The 22,772-nt window shown below is 40.9% G+C and carries 19 protein-coding genes, 1 pseudogene and 2 riboswitches; of the genes and pseudogenes, 12 read left to right on the top strand and 8 right to left on the bottom strand.

Translation table 11 applies throughout. From position 1 onward, the window contains the following. Positions 1 to 102: 102 nt before the first annotated feature. Together NON16_RS21830 and NON16_RS21825 are read right to left on the bottom strand one after the other, a co-directional pair. A complete protein-coding gene (locus tag NON16_RS21830) occupies positions 103 to 300 on the bottom strand; it encodes a hypothetical protein (RefSeq protein WP_257351514.1) in 198 nt (65 codons plus the stop codon). Positions 301 to 614: 314 nt separating this feature from the next. Beyond that, on the bottom strand, positions 615 to 1,199 hold the full coding sequence (locus tag NON16_RS21825; RefSeq protein ID WP_257351513.1) for a Crp/Fnr family transcriptional regulator: 585 nt from the start codon (positions 1,197 to 1,199) through the stop codon (positions 615 to 617). Between the two features lie 498 nt (positions 1,200 to 1,697). Here NON16_RS21825 and NON16_RS21820 point away from each other — a divergent pair, with 498 nt between their 5' ends. The 7 genes and pseudogenes from NON16_RS21820 (at position 1,698) to NON16_RS21790 (ending at position 10,516) form a co-directional block, all read left to right on the top strand. Further along, entirely contained in the window at positions 1,698 to 3,986 is a 2,289-nt protein-coding gene (locus NON16_RS21820; protein WP_257351512.1) for a helix-turn-helix domain-containing protein, read from the top strand. A gap of 302 nt (positions 3,987 to 4,288) precedes the next feature. Further along, positions 4,289 to 5,914, top strand: a complete 1,626-nt coding sequence (locus NON16_RS21815; protein WP_257351511.1) for an extracellular solute-binding protein — start codon at positions 4,289 to 4,291, stop codon at positions 5,912 to 5,914. A 71-nt stretch (positions 5,915 to 5,985) separates the two neighbouring features. After that, entirely contained in the window at positions 5,986 to 6,939 is a 954-nt protein-coding gene (locus tag NON16_RS21810; protein ID WP_257351510.1) for an ABC transporter permease, read from the top strand. Positions 6,940 to 6,952: 13 nt separating this feature from the next. Next, positions 6,953 to 7,849, top strand: a complete 897-nt coding sequence (locus tag NON16_RS21805; RefSeq protein WP_257351509.1) for a carbohydrate ABC transporter permease — start codon at positions 6,953 to 6,955, stop codon at positions 7,847 to 7,849. A 12-nt stretch (positions 7,850 to 7,861) separates the two neighbouring features. Then, positions 7,862 to 8,722 carry an EamA family transporter gene (locus NON16_RS21800; protein ID WP_257351508.1) on the top strand — a complete coding sequence of 287 codons (861 nt, stop codon included), beginning with the start codon at positions 7,862 to 7,864 and terminating at the stop codon, positions 8,720 to 8,722. Positions 8,723 to 8,737: 15 nt separating this feature from the next. After that, a complete protein-coding gene (locus tag NON16_RS21795) occupies positions 8,738 to 9,562 on the top strand; it encodes an MBL fold metallo-hydrolase (RefSeq protein WP_257351507.1) in 825 nt (274 codons plus the stop codon). 88 nt (positions 9,563 to 9,650) lie between these two features. Then, positions 9,651 to 10,516, top strand: a pseudogene (locus NON16_RS21790) (alpha/beta fold hydrolase). A gap of 72 nt (positions 10,517 to 10,588) precedes the next feature. Here NON16_RS21790 and NON16_RS21785 read toward each other — a convergent pair. From NON16_RS21785 to NON16_RS21765, 5 genes are all read right to left on the bottom strand, one after another. Beyond that, positions 10,589 to 11,137 carry a cupin domain-containing protein gene (locus tag NON16_RS21785; RefSeq protein ID WP_257351506.1) on the bottom strand — a complete coding sequence of 183 codons (549 nt, stop codon included), beginning with the start codon at positions 11,135 to 11,137 and terminating at the stop codon, positions 10,589 to 10,591. Between the two features lie 19 nt (positions 11,138 to 11,156). Then, on the bottom strand, positions 11,157 to 11,777 hold the full coding sequence (locus NON16_RS21780; protein ID WP_257351505.1) for a methylthioribulose 1-phosphate dehydratase: 621 nt from the start codon (positions 11,775 to 11,777) through the stop codon (positions 11,157 to 11,159). Continuing rightward, positions 11,774 to 12,448 carry a 2-hydroxy-3-keto-5-methylthiopentenyl-1-phosphate phosphatase gene (locus NON16_RS21775; RefSeq protein WP_257351504.1) on the bottom strand — a complete coding sequence of 225 codons (675 nt, stop codon included), beginning with the start codon at positions 12,446 to 12,448 and terminating at the stop codon, positions 11,774 to 11,776. The genes NON16_RS21780 and NON16_RS21775 overlap by 4 nt, the downstream gene beginning before the upstream one ends. Further along, positions 12,445 to 13,689: a 2,3-diketo-5-methylthiopentyl-1-phosphate enolase gene (locus tag NON16_RS21770; protein ID WP_257351503.1), complete on the bottom strand. Its 1,245-nt coding sequence runs from the start codon at positions 13,687 to 13,689 to the stop codon at positions 12,445 to 12,447. The genes NON16_RS21775 and NON16_RS21770 overlap by 4 nt, the downstream gene beginning before the upstream one ends. Positions 13,690 to 13,758: 69 nt before the next feature. Further along, positions 13,759 to 13,869: riboswitch (SAM riboswitch) on the bottom strand. 110 nt (positions 13,870 to 13,979) lie between these two features. Then, entirely contained in the window at positions 13,980 to 15,155 is a 1,176-nt protein-coding gene (locus tag NON16_RS21765; protein ID WP_257351502.1) for a pyridoxal phosphate-dependent aminotransferase, read from the bottom strand. 208 nt (positions 15,156 to 15,363) lie between these two features. Beyond that, positions 15,364 to 15,516: riboswitch (SAM riboswitch) on the top strand. A gap of 223 nt (positions 15,517 to 15,739) precedes the next feature. On the opposite strand from NON16_RS21765, the gene mtnK reads away from it, so the two are divergent. The 5 genes from mtnK to NON16_RS21740 all read left to right on the top strand — a co-directional run bounded on the left by mtnK (position 15,740) and on the right by NON16_RS21740 (position 21,786). Then, the gene (mtnK, locus tag NON16_RS21760; RefSeq protein ID WP_257351501.1) at positions 15,740 to 16,948 is read left to right on the top strand and encodes an S-methyl-5-thioribose kinase; all 1,209 of its coding nucleotides are present in this window, start codon (positions 15,740 to 15,742) and stop codon (positions 16,946 to 16,948) included. 3 nt (positions 16,949 to 16,951) lie between these two features. Beyond that, entirely contained in the window at positions 16,952 to 17,998 is a 1,047-nt protein-coding gene (mtnA, locus tag NON16_RS21755) for an S-methyl-5-thioribose-1-phosphate isomerase (protein WP_257351500.1), read from the top strand. 96 nt (positions 17,999 to 18,094) lie between these two features. Further along, positions 18,095 to 19,243 carry a sugar ABC transporter substrate-binding protein gene (locus NON16_RS21750; RefSeq protein WP_257351499.1) on the top strand — a complete coding sequence of 383 codons (1,149 nt, stop codon included), beginning with the start codon at positions 18,095 to 18,097 and terminating at the stop codon, positions 19,241 to 19,243. A 16-nt stretch (positions 19,244 to 19,259) separates the two neighbouring features. Continuing rightward, positions 19,260 to 20,756 carry a sugar ABC transporter ATP-binding protein gene (locus NON16_RS21745; RefSeq protein ID WP_257351498.1) on the top strand — a complete coding sequence of 499 codons (1,497 nt, stop codon included), beginning with the start codon at positions 19,260 to 19,262 and terminating at the stop codon, positions 20,754 to 20,756. Between the two features lie 31 nt (positions 20,757 to 20,787). Then, positions 20,788 to 21,786, top strand: coding sequence for an ABC transporter permease (locus NON16_RS21740; RefSeq protein ID WP_257351540.1), 999 nt, complete (start codon positions 20,788 to 20,790; stop codon positions 21,784 to 21,786). A gap of 366 nt (positions 21,787 to 22,152) precedes the next feature. On the opposite strand, the gene NON16_RS21735 is transcribed toward NON16_RS21740, so the two are convergent. After that, positions 22,153 to 22,461 carry a hypothetical protein gene (locus NON16_RS21735; RefSeq protein ID WP_257351497.1) on the bottom strand — a complete coding sequence of 103 codons (309 nt, stop codon included), beginning with the start codon at positions 22,459 to 22,461 and terminating at the stop codon, positions 22,153 to 22,155. Positions 22,462 to 22,772: the final 311 nt, after the last annotated feature.

Below are 22,772 nucleotides of genomic sequence, written 5' to 3'. Positions count from 1 at the left end.
CTACATTTTATCAAATCCGATAAAGAAAACTTGGCAAAGCCAAGCCTTTGGCGCCGGCTGAGCCTTAGTTGCGCTTATACTTTCTTAACGTGTGAAAAAAGATCACTTAAAAACATCTAATGGAACAATTCCTCTTTTTATAGAAAGTGACTTCATTTTTTGAATATCCTGATTGTTTTTTAATTCACTCATGAATTTGTCATAAGCTTCAGGTACGGTAGATACAGTATAAACAGTTCGATGCAACTTATTTTCAATAGTAGCTTCTACCAAATAAAGTTCAAAATTATCCTTATCCATTAAGACCACCTCCATGGTATGTTTGCTATTTATTTCTCGCTATAGGGTTGTTGTCCTGCAAATCTTAATTAGTTGTAACAGAAAAGTAAATAAAACACCAAACAGTGAAATTGAAATTAGGATCCAATGTCGCTTACTAACATCAATATGGGGTAGTGTCAGGAAATATAGATTTACAACGTTAAGGAAATTCCTATTTTGTAAATTATTTATTATACGGTTCACCGCACCAACTACTATATATAATGTCAAAATAATTTGCACCCTTGATTTAAGTCAAAAAGGAAAAGTCCCTAAAGGTGGATGACAACTTCCTAAAATTTATCTTTATTGATTCGCTTCTTGATTCTACTTAATGACTCTGGGGTAATACCAAGATAACTCGCCAATTGATGTTGGGGTACACGATCGACTAAATAAGGTCGTTTCTGTAATAGTGCTTTGTAGCGTTCTTCTGGTGTAGATGCAATAAATGAAGCCAATTCATCTTGTACCTCTCCAAAGTTATGCTCGATCATCTTGCGTGTCATTGTTTCCAATTGTGAGTATTTGTTATACATGTCCTTTTCGGTATCGAGGTCACCAACGACCAATATACAGTCTTCTAGACAAGTCAAAGAGTACACGGATGACTTATCCTGTTTATGATGATTGAAATTCGAAATGGCTTGTTCTTCTGTGTAGAAATTGGATGTGACCTCCTTTCCTGTTTCATCTATAGAATACTGCCTAACACATCCCTTCAATACGAAATAACATTTAGTTGGAACATCTCCTTGTCTAAGGAGCATTGTTCCTTTTTTATATTCTTCAATTTGTACTTCTTCAACGACTGACTGTTGTTCTTCTTCGCTTAGTGTTGTAAATCTAGTCAAATACTTCATTAATATTTTTTTCATTTTGCTCTCCATTCAACTCCTTTGACAAAAAATAAGTTTGTTTAAGAGGTTGTTCAAAAAGTCCGGTAAAAATAGCTGTCGGATTTCTTCGTTACTCGGTCTCTACGGTCCTCACGTATTACAATGAAGCATTGATATCATCGAAGTCATTCATTGTGCACCTGCGTCTAAATAGTTGACGCTATCGATGAAAGCTTCCTCGGTGCAAGGCAGCAAAGATGCCTCCAAGTGAGTAGCCTTCCTCGAGACTGTCGCGCCTCGAACTGCTCGGCTCTTTTTATCCTCCTTTTTGAACACGCACTTTAATTAAAGTTTCATTAACATATATAGAATTCCTTCTCTTCTTCAACTAAACTTCTCCTAAGCATGAAGCAATTAACAATCAAATAATAAATTGAATTTTTCAAAAATTAAATTGTACCAATAACCCAATGATGGTAAAATTAAAAGAACATTCAGCAAGGAAAAATCAGTCACTCTTTAGACAGGGGGTTAAAGATGATTGGATTGAATAAAAAAAACTCAAGGTTGTTTTTCAAGTATTTCCTGTCTTATATCGTAATCTTTTTAATTCCTTTCGTTGTATTAAGCTCTTATATTTATCACAATTCTGTCACGAGCTTGCGAGATGAAATCACAGGATCAAACATTCAGAAGCTGCAGCAGGTCAAAGAAGTGACCGATGCGCGTATGAAGGAACTGGCTAACATGGCGATGAAAATATCCTTCGATTCACGTTTAACTCCTTATAAGGTTAGCCATCCTTACTACTCAAAACAGGCGGTAGAGGAATTGGACAGGTATATGACAAATAGTACGCTCATTGATAATCTGTTTTTATATTACAGAGGATCTACTCGTGCTTATTCTCCAGAGGGCTGGGTCTCACTTGATACACTAACGAATGTTTATCGGTTCAATCACTGGAACCCTGCTCAACTGAAGAAAGATTTGAAAACAGTTTCACAGCCTGTCGTGCGTCCTGCAGATGAAGTTACAGTGAATAAAGTTAATAAAGAAAGCGTACTTGCTTACTTATATCCAATTCCACCTCATAGTTCAATTCCATACGGTACCGTGATGTTTCTGATTAAAGAGTCAGAGTTAACGGGATTAACAAAAAATATATTAGGTGACTTTAAAGGGAACGTTTATATTTTTGGCAAGGAAAACCGTGTCTTATCTTCGGAAAGCCATGGAACATCTATTCATTCTGAAGAGGTCCACCGTTTGGCATTAAGTAAACCGGGTGTTACAAGCGTACAAATGAATAATCAAAAGTATTCAGTCGTAACGGTACAATCAAAGGTCAGTGATTGGACGTTTATTACTGTTATGCCAACCGCACAGTTTTATCAACGTGTCATGCACTTACAATCGATTATTGTATTGGTTTTGGTGTTATTCGCCTTATCGGGGTTTGGAATTGCGATTTATTTAGCAATCAGGCAATATAGGCCGATTTACAATCTTTCTGAGTATATCAAAATGAGATATAACGGGAGCTCTGATGTGCCAGAAAGGGATGAATTAACCAAAATTCGGAAACGGATAACGCTGATGGCAGAAGAAAGTGAAAAACTACATAAAAAGGTAACTACACAACAGCCGTTCGTCAGGGATCAATGTTTGTTGAAACTGTTAAAAGGAACGGTGAAGAATCAACAAGAAGTCAAAGATATGTTGAGAAAATCGCAAATGTCGATTGAAGGAAAATATTTTTATACGGCGATCATTCCTCTCGATGAGAATCGATTTGAACAGGGATCATTGCAAAAAAGGGAAAAAGTACTACAACTACTGACGAGGGTTTCTATTCGGGAGACTGATAGTTTTGGTTTAGAAATGATTCATGATAATACAGTTGTTTTATTGGTAAGCATAAATGGTGAAGTTGATAATCTGCAAAAAAGTCAACATGACTTCCTAGTTCAACTGATGCAACAGTTGAATGATCACTTCCAAATGACACCGATCATCGGGGCCGGCAAAATCTATACTGAAATCAATCAGATTAACCGGTCTTATATAGAGGCTTCAGCAGCATTAGAATACAAATTATTAAAAGGCTCTGAAAGAATTCTTTTCTTCGAAGAGATTTCTATGCAATCTGAGACAACGTCGTGGTATTCAGTCGAAGAGGAATTGAGATTCATTCAAAGTTTGAAACAAGGAGACCATGAAGTTGCAAACGACACACTGAAAAAAATCATTGATAGCTTGGATAACAAAGATGTCCCGATCCATGTGCTAAGGTGCATGTATTTTGATCTCATCAGCACCGTTTTGAAGACATTGTTAGAGTTGGGGATGACTCAATACATTCAAGAGGTCAAAGCGCTTGTTGAGTATGATTACCTGGATCAATTGGAAGAGAAGATTCATAGGCTGGTATCTAAAATTTGCAATGAGATCGAACGTGAAAAGGAGAGTCATAACACTGCCCTCCGTGATAACATCTTGGATTATATTAGTGAACATTGCAGAATGTACGATTTGAGTAGGGAAAAGGTAGCAGGAGTTTTTCAGATTTCAGTTTCTTATCTAAGCAGATTTCTGAAGGAACAAACCGGGACTACCTTTTCGCAGTATGTTTGGCATTTACGTGTGGAAGAGGTGAAACGACAATTGATGGCAACAGATCAACCTGTTAAAGAGATCGTCAAAAATGTCGGTTACATGGATGTCGCCAACTTCACAAGAAAGTTTAGAAAAACAGAAGGTATGACACCAGGACAATTCAGGAAAATGAACACCGATCAAAATAATAAAATGAATATTTCATGAAAATACTTTTAGCCCCTGTGTTGTTCTCGGAGAACAACACAGGGGCTAAAACCCTTCTATAACAGGATTTGTAAGGATCTACATACTGGTGAACAAACGACATATGTACAATTTTAATGGTGCCATGCTAAGTTAAAAATGGAATTCCGAAAATTAAGAAAAGGAGGGATTCAGAAAGTTTTTTACACGTTAAGAAAGTATAAAAATACTTTCTATAGTATAAGCGCAACTACGGCGATCACCTGCGCTAAGGCTTGGCGCTAGCAAAGTTTTCTTTAACATTTTATGAATGGAGGATTCGAATGAAAATAAGAAATTTATCATTATTATTACTTGTCTTGGTGCTAGTATTATCCGCCTGTCAGAGTAAAGAAACAACAAAGGAAAGCATTAAGCCTACGGAGGATGAGGCCAAAAACTTAAACAAGTCAGGCATGCCGATTGTTAAAGATTCGATTACGTTTAATTTTTTTCAAGGACAGGCTCCGGCGACAAATGATAATTGGAATGACGTGTTAATTTGGAACACTTATGAAAAAATGACAAACATCAATGTGAAGTGGAAAGCGATTCCTTACAGCGGATTAAGCGAAAAAAGGAACCTTGCGCTGGCGAGCGGCAATTATCCGGATGCATTTTACGGTGCTTGGCTTCCTGCAACAGATTTATTCAAGTACGGAAAGCAAGGCGTCTTCCTACCGCTTAATGATTTAATTGATGAACATGCACCGAATATAAAGAAATTGTTCGAAAAATACCCAAGCATTCAACAGGGCTTAACTTTCCCTAATGGAATCATCTATTCGTTGCCGATGATTTATGATCCGGAGTTTACAGCAGGAAGGATGTCTACACACTTATTTGTTAACGAAGATTGGCTTAAGGCATTAGGTATGGATGAGCCAAAGACACTAGAAGAGTATTATCAATATTTGAAAGCGGTGAAAGAACAAGATCCGAATGGAAACGGTAAGAACGATGAGATCCCATATGGAGGCACGGATATAGCCTCGATAATCAATCAACTCAAAGGTGCATGGGGGTTGGGTAACAGAGGAGCCTTACATTCCTATGTGGATGTTGATCCAGACTCAGGTGAATTACGGTTTATTCAAAAGGATCCTAAGTATAAAGAACTGCTTCAATATGCTCATAAGCTTTACAGTGAAAAGTTAATTCAGCAAAATATTTTTTCAATTCAAAGAAGTCAGTATATGGCGACAGCTTCAAAAGGATTATACGGCAGTATTGCTGCTATAAATCCCGATGCGATTTTAGGACAGGAAAATTACACATCACTTCAAGCATTGGAAGGTCCACATGGAGACCACATGTTTGCTAATTTTTTTCACCCATTAGTAAATTTAGGTGCCTTTGCAATGACAAACAAAAATGAACACCCGGTCGCTACAATCAAATGGATCGATTATTTCTATGGTCAAGAAGGACAGAAATTGTTCTTCATGGGTGTCGAAGGAAAGACGTATAAGGAAACGTCCGACGGTGACGTGAAATATTTAGACAAAATCACCAATAATCCGGATGGCCTAACGTTTGATCAGGCAGCTGCAGAGTATTTAACTTGGCCAGGTGGAGGTTACCCTGGAGTTGTTTCCCGGAAGTTCTTTAAAGGATCTGAATCTCAACCTACAGCAATAGAGGCAATGAAGAAAAAGAAAGACGATCTTCCTAAAGAAGTATGGCCTCCATTTACTTATGCGGAAGAAGAAAGCAGGGATTTGGCAACAATTAAGGCTGATATGGATACGTACATTGAGGAAATGGAAGCAAAATTCATTACTGGGGAAGTTCCTTTTTCTGAATGGGATCAATTTGTTAATACGCTTCAAGATATGGGTGTGGAGAAATTTATGGAGATACAGCAAGCGGCATACGAAAGATATCAAAGCGGGCTAAGTGAAAAGTGAAACAAAGCAAATTGGGGTAATAGCCTTCCCCGATTTGCTTGCTAACACCGAAGACAGAAGGAGGCAGATTTATGGAATTAAGCAGAGTACAAGTCCCTTCCACAGTTAGACGGGAGACCCGTTTTCATAAAATAAAAAAAAGATTTTTGAAAAGCTGGCAGTTGTATGTTTTTCTTCTTCCTGCACTACTTTATTTTATCATCTATCATTATGTTCCCATGTACGGTGTGCAAATTGCTTTCAAGGATTATTTTGTCACCCAAGGAGTTTGGGGAAGTCCATGGGTAGGATTTGATCACTTTTTGCGTTTTTTTGATTCCTATTATTTTTGGAGATTGCTGATAAATACCCTTTTAATTAATCTGTATCAGTTGGCTCTGTTTCCGTTACCAATCATTCTAGCACTTTCAATTAATGAACTCAGACTCGGTGTGTTTAAGAAATGGTCACAAACGATTACTTACGCCCCACACTTTATTTCTGTAGTCGTGGTTGTAGGGATGATTGTCGCTTTCTTGGATCCACAAAACGGTCTAATTAACAATATTATTGTTGCGGTTGGCGGAGAACCGATTGATTTTCTAACTTCCCCGGTATGGTTTAAGCATATATTCGTTTGGTCGGGAGTCTGGCAGCAATTAGGATGGGGAGCGATTATTTATCTGGCTGCATTAGCCGGAGTTAACCCAGAACTTCATGAGGCGGCAAAAGTAGACGGTGCAACTAGGCTGCAAAGAATATGGCACGTCAATATCCCTGCCATATTACCTACGATTATCGTATTGCTTATTCTGAACATGGGTAATTTCATGGCGATTGGTTTTGAAAAAGTATTGCTCATGCAAAACTCTTTGAACCTTTCCTCTTCATCGGTTATACAAACATTTGTTTATAAGAGCGGTCTGTTGGAGGGTCAATACAGTTTTGCAGCTGCAATAGGGCTTTTTGATTCAATGATTAATATTATTTTACTTGTAACCATGAATCAGCTTGCCAAAAAAACAAGTGATAACAGTTTATGGTAAAGGGGATGGGGAGATGTACAAATTAAGTATCTCGGATAAAGCGTTTAATGTGTTGAATTATGGTTTCCTGTCTTTTGTTCTTGCCTTGACCTTTTACCCATTGATTTATGTTTTAAGCGCATCAATTAGTGATCCGGCAGCCGTCAGTTCAGGAAATATGTGGCTATGGCCAGTAGATATTACGTTTGAAGGATATAGAAAAGTTTTCGAGAATAATGCCATATGGACGGGATATCGAAACACAATTTTCTATACCGTTTTGGGTACGTTGCTTCACCTATGTATTCTGTTACCCTGCGCATGGGCTTTATCGAGAAAAGAACTCATGGCTAAGAAGGCTATTTTATGGGTCATTCTTTTTACTATGCTGTTTAACGGGGGACTGATCCCGACCTACCTGGTTATTAAATCATTAGGGATGCTGAATACAGTTTGGGCTATTGTAGTACCAAATGTTGTTGGAGCTTGGGCGATACTTGTTGCGCGTGCTTTTTTTCAGCAAAATGTTCCGGATCAGCTGGTAGAAGCAGCTAAGATAGATGGAGCTTCAGATTTCCATATTTTCTTTAAGATGGTGATCCCTCTTTCCGCGCCCATCATTGCTGTTATGGCGCTCTTCCACGCGGTAGGTCTGTGGAATCAGTATTTCAATGCGCTCATCTATTTGACTGATCAGGATATGTATCCGCTGCAAATCATTCTTAGAGAGATTCTTATACTCCAGGAAGTAGGTGGAGATTCAGCAGCTGGCGCGGTGGGGCAGACGGAGAATTTACTGGAACAAGCCAAAACGGCTGAACTAATTAAATATGCCGTCATTATTGTTTCCGCGCTTCCATTACTTATTGTTTATCCATTTTTACAAAGGTTTTTTGTAAAAGGCGTTTTGATTGGCTCGGTTAAAGAATAAAGGGGTGTTTAGATGTCACCGTTGGCATTTGTTTTAATTATTATTTCAGCCTTTATGCACGCAACATGGAACTATTTTGCCAAACGGTCAGAAGGTGGCTTTGCTTTTGTATGGCTCTATATGGCAGTGAGCGCCGTAATTTACGCTCCGCTTGTTGTTGGTTTGTTGATTTTTCAAGATTTGAGCTTGGGTTGGCCTGAAGTTGGTTTTATTGTTGGCAGTACGGTGATTCATTTGGCTTATTCCTTGACACTTCAAAAAGGTTATAAAATCGGAGACCTTTCTCTTGTTTACCCGGTAGCAAGAGGGACGGGTCCGATGCTGGCTACAATCGCAGCAGTATTTATTTATGATGAGCATCTTTCAATCATCGGTCTGATCGGGATTATTTTTATCGTGTTGAGCGTATTTACCTTGACTGGCGGGCTTCAAGTGTTAAAACAATCAGCTTCGGTGATGCCGCTTGTTTATGGAATCATGGTTGGGGTAATGATCGCGGGTTATACCCTTTTGGACAAAGGAGCCGTAAGCGTTTTGTTGATCCCTCCATTATTGTTAATTTACGGGAGCATTCTGGGGCAATTAATAGTACTAACCCCGTTGGCTCGTAATCATTGGAAAGAGGTTCGTTATGAATGGCAAAATCATCGCAAAGAAGCTTTAGGGGTCGGAATTTTGAATCCGCTTGCCTACATTCTTGTTTTGATCGCGATGGTTTTTACTCCGGTAAGCCACGTGGCACCAGTTCGGGAAATAAGCATTCTTTTCGGCACCGTAATGGGTACTCGTCTGCTGGCTGAGGGATTTGGATTGCGCAGAATTGCTGCTGCTGGGGTAATGGTTGTCGGAGTTATCATGGTCGCTTTAAGTTAAGGGGAGATGGTAAATATGAAGCTACATTTTTTAGGAACCGCTGCGGCGGAAGGTTTTCCAAACGTTTATTGTAAATGTGATACATGTGAAAAGGCACGGCAGTCGGGTGGACGTAACATTCGTACAAGATGTTCTGTTATCATTGACGATGTTCTAAAGGTTGATCAACCTCCTGATTCATTCACACAGGCACTTCGCGATGGCATCGATATGTCTCTCGTACGTGACCTTCTAATCACTCATACGCATTATGATCACCTTAATGCGGGTGAGCTGATTAGCCGCATGAAAGGTTATGCTCATGGAGTCGAACATCCTTTAAATATTTATGGGAACGACCTTGCTCTCTTTCAATGCCGGCAAGCTCTTCTTGAGGAACATGAAGGCGAAAAACAATTTTATATGCGGCGATTACAACCTTTTAAACAGATTAAGGTGGGGGATGCGAAGGTCACCCCTCTCTTGGCAGACCATGACCAAAGGGAAACATGTCTAATCTATTTCTTGGAAAAAGATAATATGAACGTGTTGTATGGTAATGATTCAGGATGGTTTCCTGATGAAACATGGGAGTGGTTGAAAGGAAAGAAGGTTGATTTCGCCATCCTTGATTGTACGGTGGGGAAAAATGGCAACAAACACAGTGGTAATCATATGAGTGTCGAATCGGTCATAGAGGTTCAGAACGTCTTTCGTGAGGGAAATCTATTAAAAGATCACACAAAACTGGTCGTTACCCATTTTTCTCATAATTGTGGATTACTTCATGAGGATTTAGTAGAAATATTCAAACCGTATGGTATAGAAGTTGCTTATGACGGAATGGTGGTTAACATTTAACTTTAAGAGAAGAAAGCCTCATAATGTATGGAGAGGGCTTTCTTCTATTTCATCTAAATAGGTTTAAAATAAGATAGTAGGTGACGGTATGAATAGAAACGTAGAAACAATTTCAGTAGATGGTGAGGTCATTGAATTTTCCGTAATTGGACAAGGTGAGCCAATTCTAATAATGCACGGTGGACATTCGAGTTGCTACGAGGAGTTTGGATATGCAACACTCGTCAAGAACGGCTTCTCAATCATCACCCCATCACGAGCAGGATATGGAAGAACCTCCAAATCAATAGGGGAAAGCTTATCGAAAGCGTGTCAGCATTATGCGAAGGTACTCGATTATTTACAGTTTAAAAAAGTGCATGTAATAGCGGTTTCAGCAGGAGGTCCAGCGGTATAATCTTCGCTTCACAATTTCCGGAGCGTGTTAAAACATTAACGTTACAAAGTGCTGTAGCGAAACAATGGCACACGCCAATGGATAAAGAATACAAGATTGCAAAGGTCTTATTCCGTCTACCATTTGAAAAAATGATCTGGAAGCTTGTTTCGTCGTTGAGTAACAAGTTTCCGAACTACATGTTTAAACAATTCCTACCATCCTTCAGTAAACTTTCCCACAAGGAAGTAGCGGAACAAATAAAGGAACGCGATCTAGAGGAGTTTTGTAAAATGAACAACCGCCAGCGATCCGGACAAGGCTTCTTAATCGATTTAATCCGAAATAATGAACTATCCACTGAAGATCTCCAAACAGTTTCTTGTCCAACGCTTATTATGCACAGCGCACACGATGCAGGAGTACCAGTCGAACATGCTTATTACGCAAAAGACCACATCTCGAATTCAGAGCTTCAAATACTAGATTCCTGGGGTCACCTGATTTGGATTGGGAAGCATGCCAAACAATACGACGCACGATTAATCGATTTCCTTAACCCACAGCCCATAACATAAGCCTGAGATGCTACCATCCCAGGCTAAATCATTTTATATTCAGTCATCTACATGATAGTGCAAGTTAAACGTCTACACTTCCTGCTTCTTAAACTCTGGATCAGCGAATGGATGAGCCACCCAGCCTGAAGGATCCACGAATAGGCGAATGGCTACAACCTGTCGATCATCCATTAATGTGAAAAAGTGTGGCGTTTCCACTGGGACTGAAATGACATCGCCTGCTTCAAGTTCGACATCAAAGTAACCAAGCTCACCCTTACCTTTGATAATAAAAATCCCATGGCCAGCTGTTATGGCACGAACCTCATCCTCGGTGTGAACATGGACTTGCTCGAATTTCTTTAGTAAAGCCTCGAGATCAGGTGTCGCTTCGGAAAGAGCGACGACGTCCCAACTTACATATCCGTTACGTTGCGCAAGTGAGCGGATTTCTTCATCAAAAACCTGAAGAGTCTGTTCCTTCTGTTCATCATCAATCCTGCAGTTTTCCCTTAAGTTTTCGGGAAGCTTGCTCGTATCCCAATTTTCATAAAGGACCCCTTGATCTTGCAAGAATTGTTCAACATTCTTTGTTCCATCAATGACTTCGTTTGTGTTTCTGATTTTAATAACTGCCATTTTTTGATCTCCTCCTCAATTATAAAACACTTAACCTTTGATATGACTTGAGCTTCAGATGATAGGTAAATAGGAACTCAAATGCTTCAAGGTATTTTTTCGCCTCGAAAGCACTTTTTCCCCAAACCGTTATCCCGTGATTTCTAATCAACACACCATAGACTCCTTCACCTAGCTGTGCAGCGATTTCTTCTGTCAAAGTTGGGATATCAGCAACATTTTCTACGATAGGGATTACGATTTCAGCATCCTCTTGCCATAAACCAAATGCTTTAATTAATTCTTGGCCCTTAAATGAAATGCTTTTTTCATTACTGTAAAGTTCTGAAATGACATTGTTATCAATGGTATGAACATGGAGGCAACATACGGCATCTGTCAGTTGATAAATTTTCCTGTGAATAAGTGTTTCTGCAGAAGGGCGTAACGATGTTTTTTCTACGGGAACACAGTTCTCATCAACAAGAAGAAAGTCTTCCTTAGTCCGCTTGCGTTTGTCTTTTCCACTTGCAGTTACGAGTAATTGTAGTGGTTCAGATTGCACCTTGATTGAAAGGTTACCGCTTGTGCCGGGAAACCAGTCCCGTGCAGCTAGTTCATCCTTTACATCAGCGAGTTGATCCCAGTGTACTTTAATCATGCTCCCTCCAGTTCCCCCTGTCTTTGGTTAATAATTTCAATAACATCGTAAAACGTTTCGAATGGTTTGTAATTCAACCCCAGTGCACGGCATTTTTCTATTAAAAAGTCTCTAGCGATAACACTATCGGCACGTTTTGCTGCTTGAAGATCGGTAATCGAATCGCCAATAACAATTCTTTCGTATTCATCAGCTTGATAGTTCCTGAGAATAGAAGGTTTGCAGCATCCACAGTCATTATTGCAGAAGCGGTCACAGGTGTTCGGCCATGTAATCTTAATCCTTTCTGCACTAAAATCACTGCCATTGCAATAAATATCTGCTCTATCAATATTAAAAGGCTGAAGCAAAGGATTAACGAAAAAGTCGATACCGCCACTGACAATGAGGAGTTTAATGTCCTTTTCCCTTGTATAGGCCACAAATTCTTCAAATCCCGGTCGGATCTCAGCTTGACTAATCACGTATTCTGTGATTTCTTGTTTCCAATTAGTAGGGAGGAGGGAAAACATGTTTCCGACCCCTTCTTTAATCGATATCCGTTGTGATAACACATCGTCTTTCAACTTTTCCCATTGTGACGGGGCGAATTTTTTCATGATCGCAATGATGTTGTCATTATTTGTGATCGTTCCATCAAAATCACAAAAGATGATCGGTTGTTTAGTCATGTTTTCACCTGGGGTGGTCCCCATAATTCTAGTGCTTTACGCAGAGGCTCGCTTTCCTCTGCTGCATTTTCTAATGACTGTCCTTTTAACACCCCATTAATCGCATCCCGAAACGCTTTTCCGCCAAATTCTGCTCCGTCTGGATGACCATGAATTCCGCCACCTGCATTGATGATGCTATCAATACCAAAGTCATTAATCAGCAGTGGTGTAAGTCCGGGATGGATTCCCGCTGATGGAACAGGGAAAGACTTACGTAAACGTTTCTCATCGACAGTTAAAGCTTCTGCAATAGCGGTTGTTTCATTTTTCTCAAGAGCAACACTTCCGTATGGAGATGGAAATAATACGTAATCCGCTCCAGCTAAGCGGAGCAGTTTTCCGAGCAGTACCTTATTGGATACCCCGTAAAAAGGCGAGGGGGTAATCGCTCCTGAAAAAGCGGGGTGCGCCATAATCGGAACAGGGATTTCAGGATCTTCAGCTAGTGCCTGCAACGTATCCAAACCGTAGGCAAAAACGTTGAACAACAAGGAGGTGGCTCCAAGTTCTACTGCACGTTTCGCCTTATCTCTAAGTTCGAAAGTTCGTCCGGTCAAATTGACAGCATACAACGTTCGATGACCAGTTTCCTCAAAGGTTTCTTTTAAAATTTGTAGACCGGATTTCAATCTTGATTCAAATGGTGTTTTTTCATTGTCAAACAAGATCTCATCATCTTTGACAATGTCGACTCCACCTAAAGCCTGTAGTCTCATCTGGTGATTGAGGTCGTCCTGTTCCTTACCGATCACCCCTTTGAAAATACTCATTAACAAGGGCCGGTCATAAACACCAAGTTGTTCACGGATTCCTGAAATTCCGAATTGCGGTCCCGAAAACTCTGATGTCAACGAATCAGACAACTCTACGTCGATCAATTTAATTTCACCATCCAACGAAAGCTTTCCGAAGATCGTTGTCAATATCGCTGGTATGTCAGTGCTGAAGTTAGCGGAAGGGTAGGCGATTTTGATCAAGCCTTTTGTTCGCTTTTCTCCCAAAAATCGGCTCACTCTATCATCTTCTTGGAGATAGGAAACATCAACAACCCGTCCTTTATGTATACTGAGCTGTTCTTGTTCCAATAAAGGTAGGTCTGTCCATGACCCGACAGTTAAGCCAAGTGCAATGGATTCCGCTTTTTTCTCCAGGTCCTCTTTCTTGTCATGCAGCAGGTACGTCGCGATGATTTCACTCATGCTATCCATCCTTTCCGAAAAACTAAAAAACCCCTTCCAAAGAGGAAGAGGTTGAAAAATCGGCTCCTCCTCTTATCTGTCAGCATCATGCTGCGAGAATTAGCACCGTATTTTTAACAATTGTTAAAAGTCGGTTGCCGGGCATCTTCGGGCTCGTCCCTCCGCCTCTCTTGATAAGAGTGAATTCGTTTATGGAATTTTTAATTAATTGATTAATTGATTGAAAGTATGACACGGTTTTCTCACTCTGTCAATTCTCATTTTTTATTTTTGGATGAAGTTTCAGAAAACTAGTCAAAAAGGTGCAGTCTTCGGATTCGATCAACCGCTTCTTGAAGTCGTTCTTCACTCGTCAGCAAGCCTGCCCTCACATAGCCTTCACCGTTTTCTCCAAAACCGACTCCTGGGGCAACGACGACATGTGCTTTTTCTAAAAGGAGATCTGCAAATGATTCAGAAGAATATCCTTCTGGAACAGGTAGCCATGCGAAAAAGGAACCTTCTGGAGCCTTAACATTCCAGCCTATTTCTTGAAGGCCGTTTATGAAGACATCGCGCCTAGATTGATAGGTTTTAACCAAATCTTCCACACAATCTTGGGGTCCAAGTAGGGCAGCAGCAGCTGCTTCTTGGACGGCCCCAAACAGGCTGACATAAAAATGGTCCTGAAGCGTGTTGATCATTTTAATTACACTCTGGTTTCCAAGGACAAACCCTACCCGCCAGCCTGCCATATTATACGTTTTCGACATCGTATAGATTTCAACGCCAGTATCCTTTGCACCAGCGGCCTGCAAGAAACTGACCGGTTTCTTGCCGTTAAAGCCGATACCCCCATAAGCGAAGTCGTGGAGAACACAAATATTGTGCTCTTCAGCTAGTGACACAGTCTCGGCAAAGAAGTCAGCTGTCGCAACACCAGCAGTTGGATTATTAGGATAGTTCAGGAACATCAGTTTTGCATCGGATAAGGCTTGCTCGGAAAGCTTGGAATAATCAGGTAAAAAGTTGTTGCCTCGGTTCAAAGCCATTGTTTCGATTCGTGCATTTGCCATTGAGATCCCAGATAAGTAGTCCGGATAACCAGGGTCAGGGACAAGGGCGAGATCTCCTGCATTAAGAAGGCATTGGCTGATTTCAACAAGCCCGACTTTACCGCCAAACAAAATGGCAACTTCTGTTTTAGGATCAAGATTAACGTCATATTCGCGCTTATAGAATGTTGCGATCGCTTCCTTGAGAAAGTCGTAACCTTGGAATGGAGAATATTTATGATACTGTGGATTTTCGGTAGCAGTTTGCATAGCTGAAACAATATGAGAAGGGGTAGGTTGATCAGGGTTCCCTTGCCCCAGATTGATGATATCATGTCCATCAGCTGCCACTTTTGCCGCCTTTCCAACTAATTTGGCGAAAAACTGGGTCGGCAGCCTTTTCATTACATCAGAGGTATCGAAGTGTTTCACGGTCAATCACATCCTGTTCTATTTCACATGATTTTATAGTAGGTTATACTATCGCTGAATTAAGTAATTGTAAAGAAGCTAACCAAGTTTTCTTTAAAAAAAGTTATTGACAATTTCCAGTTCCTTCTGTAATGTTTTGTTCAAGTTATCTTAATATTCGTGGTAGTTCAAAACTTTTTGAACTACCTTCATTACAATTAAATAAAATCTCTTATCAAGAGCAGGCTGAGGGAATTGGCCCTATGACGCCCAGCAACCGATCTTTTACCTTAGGAAAAATTATGTCCTTTTCTTCAAGGGATTCTAAAAGGCACGGTGCTACTTCCAACAGAGTGAGATCGTTCATTCTGGAAGATAAGAGGTGCGAAGATAGTCCCTTCAAGCCTCTTTCAACCAGAAAGAGGCTTTTTATACGTTAAGAAAGTTGCAAAGATGTAATGTCTAGCTTCAGCACCCAGGTACTCGAGGTCGCTTCGATTCTTTCACAAACACAAAAAGCGTGTTGCGCTCCAGAATCTCCAGCGCTTTTCGTACCTAAACAGGGCGCTTCCGCTTTTCAATAATTTAAACTGGGGGTTTCTTATATGTTAACAAAACAATCAACCTATAATTCTTTTACCACAATAAGTGTCGTGGACTATTTAAAGCAACAGAAGTACATCCATGAAAATAGTTTAGTGGAGTGTGAAGAAATTGGCGATGGGAACCTGAATTACGTTTTCCGTGTAAAAGAGACTGAAACGGGGCGGACCTTGATTGTTAAACAGGCCCTTCCATATGCAAAAGTGGTCGGCGAATCATGGCCATTGACATTGGATCGGGCGAGGATCGAAGGGGAATCATTGAAACTAGCTGCCAAATTCGTACCCGAACTTGTTCCTGGGGTCTACGGAACAGATGATGTTGCCGCGGCTACCGTTATGGAGGATCTATCCGCATACACATTGCTAAGAAAAGGTCTAATCGAAGGTGAAAGGTATCCGAATCTGGCGGAACATATCGGAAGGTTCATTGCTCATACACTGTTCCACACCTCCGACTTTGGATTAGAGCCTTCTGAGAAAAAAGTGTTAGCAACTAAATTCGTGAACCCGGAATTATGTAAGATAACGGAAGACCTCGTCTTTACCGATCCTTTCTTTGACCATGAAACAAATGAGTTTCCAGAGGAATTACTACCCGAAGTTGAAGCCTTATGGAACGACGACGAACTGAAGCTTGAAGCCGCAAAGCTTAAACAGCTGTTCCTTACAAAATCTGAAGCGCTTATACATGGTGATTTGCATACAGGGAGTATTTTTGTGACGAGGGATTCTTCAAAAGTGATCGATCCTGAATTCGGATTTTTTGGTCCGATCGGGTTTGATGTCGGTGCATTTTTCGCCAATCTGATACTAAATCATTTATCACAAGAAGCCAGGATCGAAGACGAGGTGAAACGTGATAGCTTCCAAGACTATTTAATTCAGGTCATAGTGGAAACGTGGGAAGTATTTACGGCAGAATTTACGAAGTTATGGGTTGAAAACGGGAAAGGACCATTTATTAAAGTCGCTGGATATCTGGATTATGTGTTAAGACAAATACTTCAGGATGCGGTCGGATTTGCCGGTAATAAGATTATAAGAAGGACAATTGGTCTTGCCAAAGTGGAAGACATCAACGGAATTGAGGATAAGGAAAAGAGATTAGAAGTCCAAAGGAGAGCTCTCAAAACAGGAAGGCATCTAATCGTCAACCGAAGTCAAGTGTCTACTGTTCAGAATCTTATTCAGCTCGTGAAGGGAGATTGAAAAATGATCAAAACTGATTTCATCCGCTCCGTCAGTTGGGAGAACAATCATGTTGTAATTCTTGATCAACAAAAACTACCACACACAACAGAATTTCTCCATCTTAAAGAGATTAAGAGTGTGTGGGAAAGCATTCATTCATTAAAGGTGAGGGGCGCCCCTGCCATTGGAATTGCTGCTGCATTCGGTCTCGCTCTTTGGGCGAAAACGTTCACTGGAAATTCAACTAAAGAATTCAGGGCAGGACTCCGGGCAGAAAGAGATTATCTTGCAAGTGCTCGCCCGACAGCGGTCAATCTATTCTGGGCGCTCGATCGAGTTGTGAACGTCGTAAATCTAGCAGAAACGGTTGAGCAGGCAAAAGAGATTGTAATCAATGAAGCTCTTTTGATTCAAAAGGAAGACGAAGAGGTTTGCCGGCGAATTGGTGAGCACGGATTATCCCTTCTTAATACAGGAGATACGGTACTTACACACTGCAATGCTGGAGGAATCGCCACAGCCAGATACGGAACGGCACTAGCACCTTTTTACCTTGCAAAAGAACAAGGAATTGATCTTTCCGTATATGCAACAGAAACACGGCCAGTATTACAGGGAGCTCGATTAACTGCTTGGGAACTTCAACGAATCGGAGTCAATGTCACATTGATTACCGACAATATGGCTGCACATGTTTTGAAAAATAAAAACATCTCAGCTGTCATCGTCGGGACCGATCGAGTTGCTGCCAATGGAGATGTCGCGAACAAGATCGGAACCCTTGGTCTTGCTGTAATAGCAAAAGCATTCAACATCCCTTTTTATGTGGCATCACCACTTTCTACGATTGATTTGAATGTTCTAACAGGAGAGGATATTCCAATCGAAGAACGAGCTGAAGAAGAAATTACTCACTGGAATGGCGAGCGGGTTGCCGCTGAAAACATCAACATATATAATCCGGCGTTCGATGTCACACCACACCATTTTGTGACAGGAATCATAACCGAAAAAGGAATTGTTACAGGTGACCTACAACAAGGATTAACAAGAGTGAAGACATTATAAAAAAGCGAGGGGAGTACATACAACTTAGTTACCCCTCATAACCATTAAACCTAGTTTTCAGCTAAGGTTACTACGATTTTTTAAGGAGGAAATACATTGAAAAAGGTAAAGGTATTATTTGTTTTTCTACTACTTTTTACATTGATCTTGTCTGCTTGCACAAATGAACAAGATGTTGCTTCACCACAGGCAACAACAACACAAGCAGCAGAGGATGAGAAATCAACAGGTGAAACGAATAAGGATGACGGTTCGTCAGGCGATGCTTCAGCCGATATTCCAAAAGAGGTACAAAAGCCTCTGAAAATTGCAGCGATCATGCAAATATCGTTAGGTACGTTCTCTTCCCAGTATGTACAGGGTGTCAAGGAACAGGTCGAAGCGTTTGGCGGAGAAGTGCAGGTCTATAATGCTGACAATAATCTTGCCAAAATGGCTACCCATCTGGAGACAGCAATCAACCAGAATGTAGATGGGATTTTGATTGACCATGGACGGGCGGATGCACTAGAAAGCGGTGTAAAAAAAGCGCTGGAAAAAGGCATTCCTGTCGTTTCGTTCGATAACGATCTCAACCTTCCAGGCGTAACGGTAATCGATCAGGACGACTATAGCCTTGCATGGAGTTCACTGAAGACTCTCGCGCAAGACCTTAATGGGGAAGGTGAAATTGTTTACGTTTGGGTTGGAGGATTTACCCCAATGGAAAGGCGGAATACGATTTATGAAGCGTTTCAAGAACGCTATCCGAATATAAAAGAGGTTGCGAAATTCGGTAATGCAAGTGCCAATACTGCGCTTGATACACAGAATCAGATGGAAGCGATCTTAAAGAAATATCCGAATAAAGGAGATATCGATGCCGTGTTTGCCCCGTGGGATGAGTTTGCAAAAGGGGTGACAAGGGCAATCGATCAGGCTGGCCGTAACGAGATTAAAGTATATGGAATTGATTTAAGTGATGAAGACTTGCAGCTAATCCAAAAGGAAAACAGCCCATGGGTCGCAACAGCGGCGACTGATCCTGCTGAAGTTGGCCGTGTACAGGTCAGATTCCTGTATCAAAAAATAGCAGGAGAAGAGACGCCAGCGATTTATTCCTTAGATCCGCACCTCGTGAAACAATCAGACCTGCCAGACGAAACAATAACTATGGATGAATTAGGTGAGTATGTAGAGGGCTGGGGAACATCCGATGCAGGTGTATCTCCGTGGATGAAGGCATTAGAGGAAAAGGCGAATTAACATGTGCCAATTGTTCATGAAGAACATCTCAAAGAGTTTTGATGACGTCTCTGTGCTAAAAAGTGTTTCATTTTCAGTAAAAGCGGGTGAAGTGCACGCATTATTAGGTGTGAACGGAGCTGGGAAAAGTACGTTGATGAAAATTTTGGCTGGGGATTATCAAAAAGACGACGGTACGATCGAGATTTCCGGGAAGGAAGTCTCGCTTGAATCCCCATTAGATGCAAAACGTCATGGTATAGGGGTTGTCGTACAAGAGGTTGATACGGCGCTTTTTCCAACATTGACGGTGGCTGAAAATCTTGCAATCGATACTTACACAAGTACTGGTTTCAAAATGTCAAGGGTATCCTGGCAATCGATTAAAAAGCAGGCAAAAGAGATTTTGAATGATATGAACATTGAGCTTGAGGTCAACAAACCCGTTGCCCAGTGCAGCTTATCAGAGAAACAAATGATTCTGATTGCGCGTGCTGTCGCCGGAAATGTGCGTTACTTGATCCTTGATGAACCGACAGCTCCATTAAGCGAAAAAGAAACAAACACCCTTTTTGAAATCATAAAAAAGCTTCGTGATAAAGGGGTCGGCATCATTTATATTTCACACAGAATGCCGGAAATCAAGAAAATCAGTGATCGTTTCACGGTTATGAGAGACGGAAAGCTGATTATTACCGAAAAAACAGAGACAGCTTCTACTGAACAAATCATCCAACAAATGCTCGGTAAGTCGCTTCAACAAACCGAGCGTAAACGTAAAGTTACCTCAACGAACACCCTTTTTGAAGTAAAGGATATAACTATTCCTGATACAGGTAAAAGCATTAGCCTCACCGTTCAGGAAGGTGAAATCGTCGGGGTAGCGGGTTTGGTAGGAGCAGGAAAAAGTGAAACGGCAAGAGCGTTATTCGGTGCTGGGGAAGCAAAAGGGTCGTGGTTCATCAATGGAAAACGTAAAAAAATCACATCACCTTATCATGCACTCAAACAAGGGCTATGCCTTGTCCCAGAAGAGAGGCGAAAAGAAGGCATCCTAACAGAACATAGCGTTGCCCACAATCTCTCCCTCCCATCCCTGCAGTCTTTTACAAGGTTCGGTTGGCTTCAGTTAAAGAAAGAGGCGGAATATGCAAACAGAAAAATCGATGAACTCGGGGTCGTGACTTCCTCCTCAACAAGATTATTGAAATATTTAAGTGGTGGAAATCAGCAAAAGGTTTCGATCGGAAAATGGATTTCTCCGGATCGGAATGTCTATCTATTCGATGAACCGACAAAAGGCATAGACGTAAAAGCGAAGAAGGAAATCTTCCAATTGATCCAATCGTTAGCTGAACAAGGAAAAGGGATTCTTTATTTTACGAGTGAGTTGGAGGAACTGCTCCATATCGCTGATCGGATTCTTGTCATGTATGATGGGGAATTCACAGCTTCCTTCACCGGAGCAGAAGCGACCCACGAAAAAATAATGCAAGTAGCAACTGGAGGGATGTTAAGTGAAACAAACGGTTGAATTAAAAAGCGAATATGCTCCAGAAGCTAGTATTCATTTTAAGCAAAAGATCGTCCACTTTCTATTTAAGTATGGAACGGTTCTCGTGATCGCCCTATTAGTTTTGTTTTTCAGTATTACGAATGAGCAGTTTCTAACTTACAGCAACTTCACAGACATTTTACGTTCGATTTCGATTGTGACACTCGTGGCGATTGGCGTTACTTTTACGCTTATCGTCGGGGGTTTTGACTTGTCGGTTGGGTCAACTGTCAGCTTAGCGACGATTGGGGCTTCCGCAGCACTTGTCTGGTATCGCCAAGAACTGCTCGTCGCCTTATTGATTCCTATCGTGTTAGGCTTGCTCGTCGGGCTGGTCAATTCGTTAATTGTCGTGAAAATAAAGATACCAGATTTGTTAGGAACGCTTGCGGTTATGTACATCGTAAATGGGGTCCAACTGACGTATACGAAAGGATTCTCGATTTATAACAACATGCCGATGGCGGACGGAGGTACAGCACCCGGTGTATTTATCCCTTCCTTCTTATTTATCGGGCAAGGGGAATTGTTCTCGATACCATTTCCAGCTATTCTGATGGTCCTTTTTGTCATCATCGCTCACCTATTCCTGACATATACGAAAGCTGGCAGGTTGTTCTATGTAACAGGGGCAAACCGTGAAGCAGCCCGCCTCTCGGGTGTTCCTGTAGAACGCTACAGAATGTATGCCTATGTATTAAGTGGCTTGTTTGCCTCAATAGCAGGAATCGTTCTTGCATCCAGAATCGGAACAGGTCAGATCTCAGCTGGTGCACCGCTACTGATGGACGGGGTCGCTGCTGCATTAATCGGTTACTCTGTTCTTGGACAAGGAAAACCAAATGTCATCGGCACGTTTTTCGGAGCAATTTTGATCGGCATCTTACTAAACGGCCTAACAATGATGAATGTCCCATACTATGCACAGGATATTGTAAAAGGAACCATTCTTGTAGCAGCGTTAGCATTCACGTTTTATCAGAAGAAAGCGGCTGATTTTAAGATATAGTCAGGCCTATATAGGAATGAAGAGGGGATCATCGACTAATTCTATGCTCATGCTAAATATCATGTTTCATAAAAGAATCGTACCTATCTGTGTGGTTTTGTTTTGATGACTTTACTACAGAAAATAGGGCGATTCTTTTGTTTTTTAAAAGGTAAGAAAGTATAAAATTTTGTAGGCATAGAAGTGATGTCTAGCTCCAGCGCCCAGCCACTTGGATCACTTCAGTCCTCCTGCGGCGGCAACAGCCTCCTCGTCGGTCTTCCAGTGACCTTCGTGGCTAAGCAGGGCGCTTGCGCTTTTCTTAATATAAATTGAGACAACAATCTTGTACGAATTTGTTAATCAATATCACGTATTACAATTCAGTTACAGCCAGATTCCCATCCCCATACTCATCGTGTCTTTGTAGGAGCTTGAGGACCGGTCTACCCATACAAATAAGGAAACACCAAAGACTCCCAATCTTTCCTCATCTACTTTTTTGAACCCATTATCTAATAGACATTCCTCTGCACGTACGAATGATTGTCCACTTTTTAAAAAGCGCTTACAAGGTTCAGAGCTTCCTATAACAGTTGCTTCTACAATTGTTCGTGGAGATCTTGGATTCAGTGGGTTCCTTTCCCAAAGAATTGTAACTACATCAGGTGGTCTTGGAATTGATACATTACTCACAGGATTTCACCCCGTTTCTATAAGATTACTTTATTAAATGAAAATAGAAGACAACTTGTCTACACGAATTTCACGATTTTTTTACTTTTCACTTGCTTTATTATTTGAGTGTTCTAAATTAAAATAATTGAATCAATTTCATAATTCCATAATTTAAATAGACACAGACTTACAGAAATCAATTTTTTCATAATTTTTTTCAGTTTATGCTGCTGCTTGTTGTTGATTTAAACTGGCATTGATACGGTCTACAGCTAGTTTTGAAGCATTATAAACTAAAGTCACCAGGTCAAAATGGACTTTCGCACGTT

The organism is Pseudalkalibacillus decolorationis (assembly GCF_024609785.1).
In the GTDB taxonomy this organism is placed as follows: Bacteria; Bacillota; Bacilli; order Bacillales; family Fictibacillaceae; genus Pseudalkalibacillus; species Pseudalkalibacillus decolorationis.
Note: the sequence above shows the minus strand (reverse complement) of the source record. Positions and strands in the feature narration are given on the sequence as shown.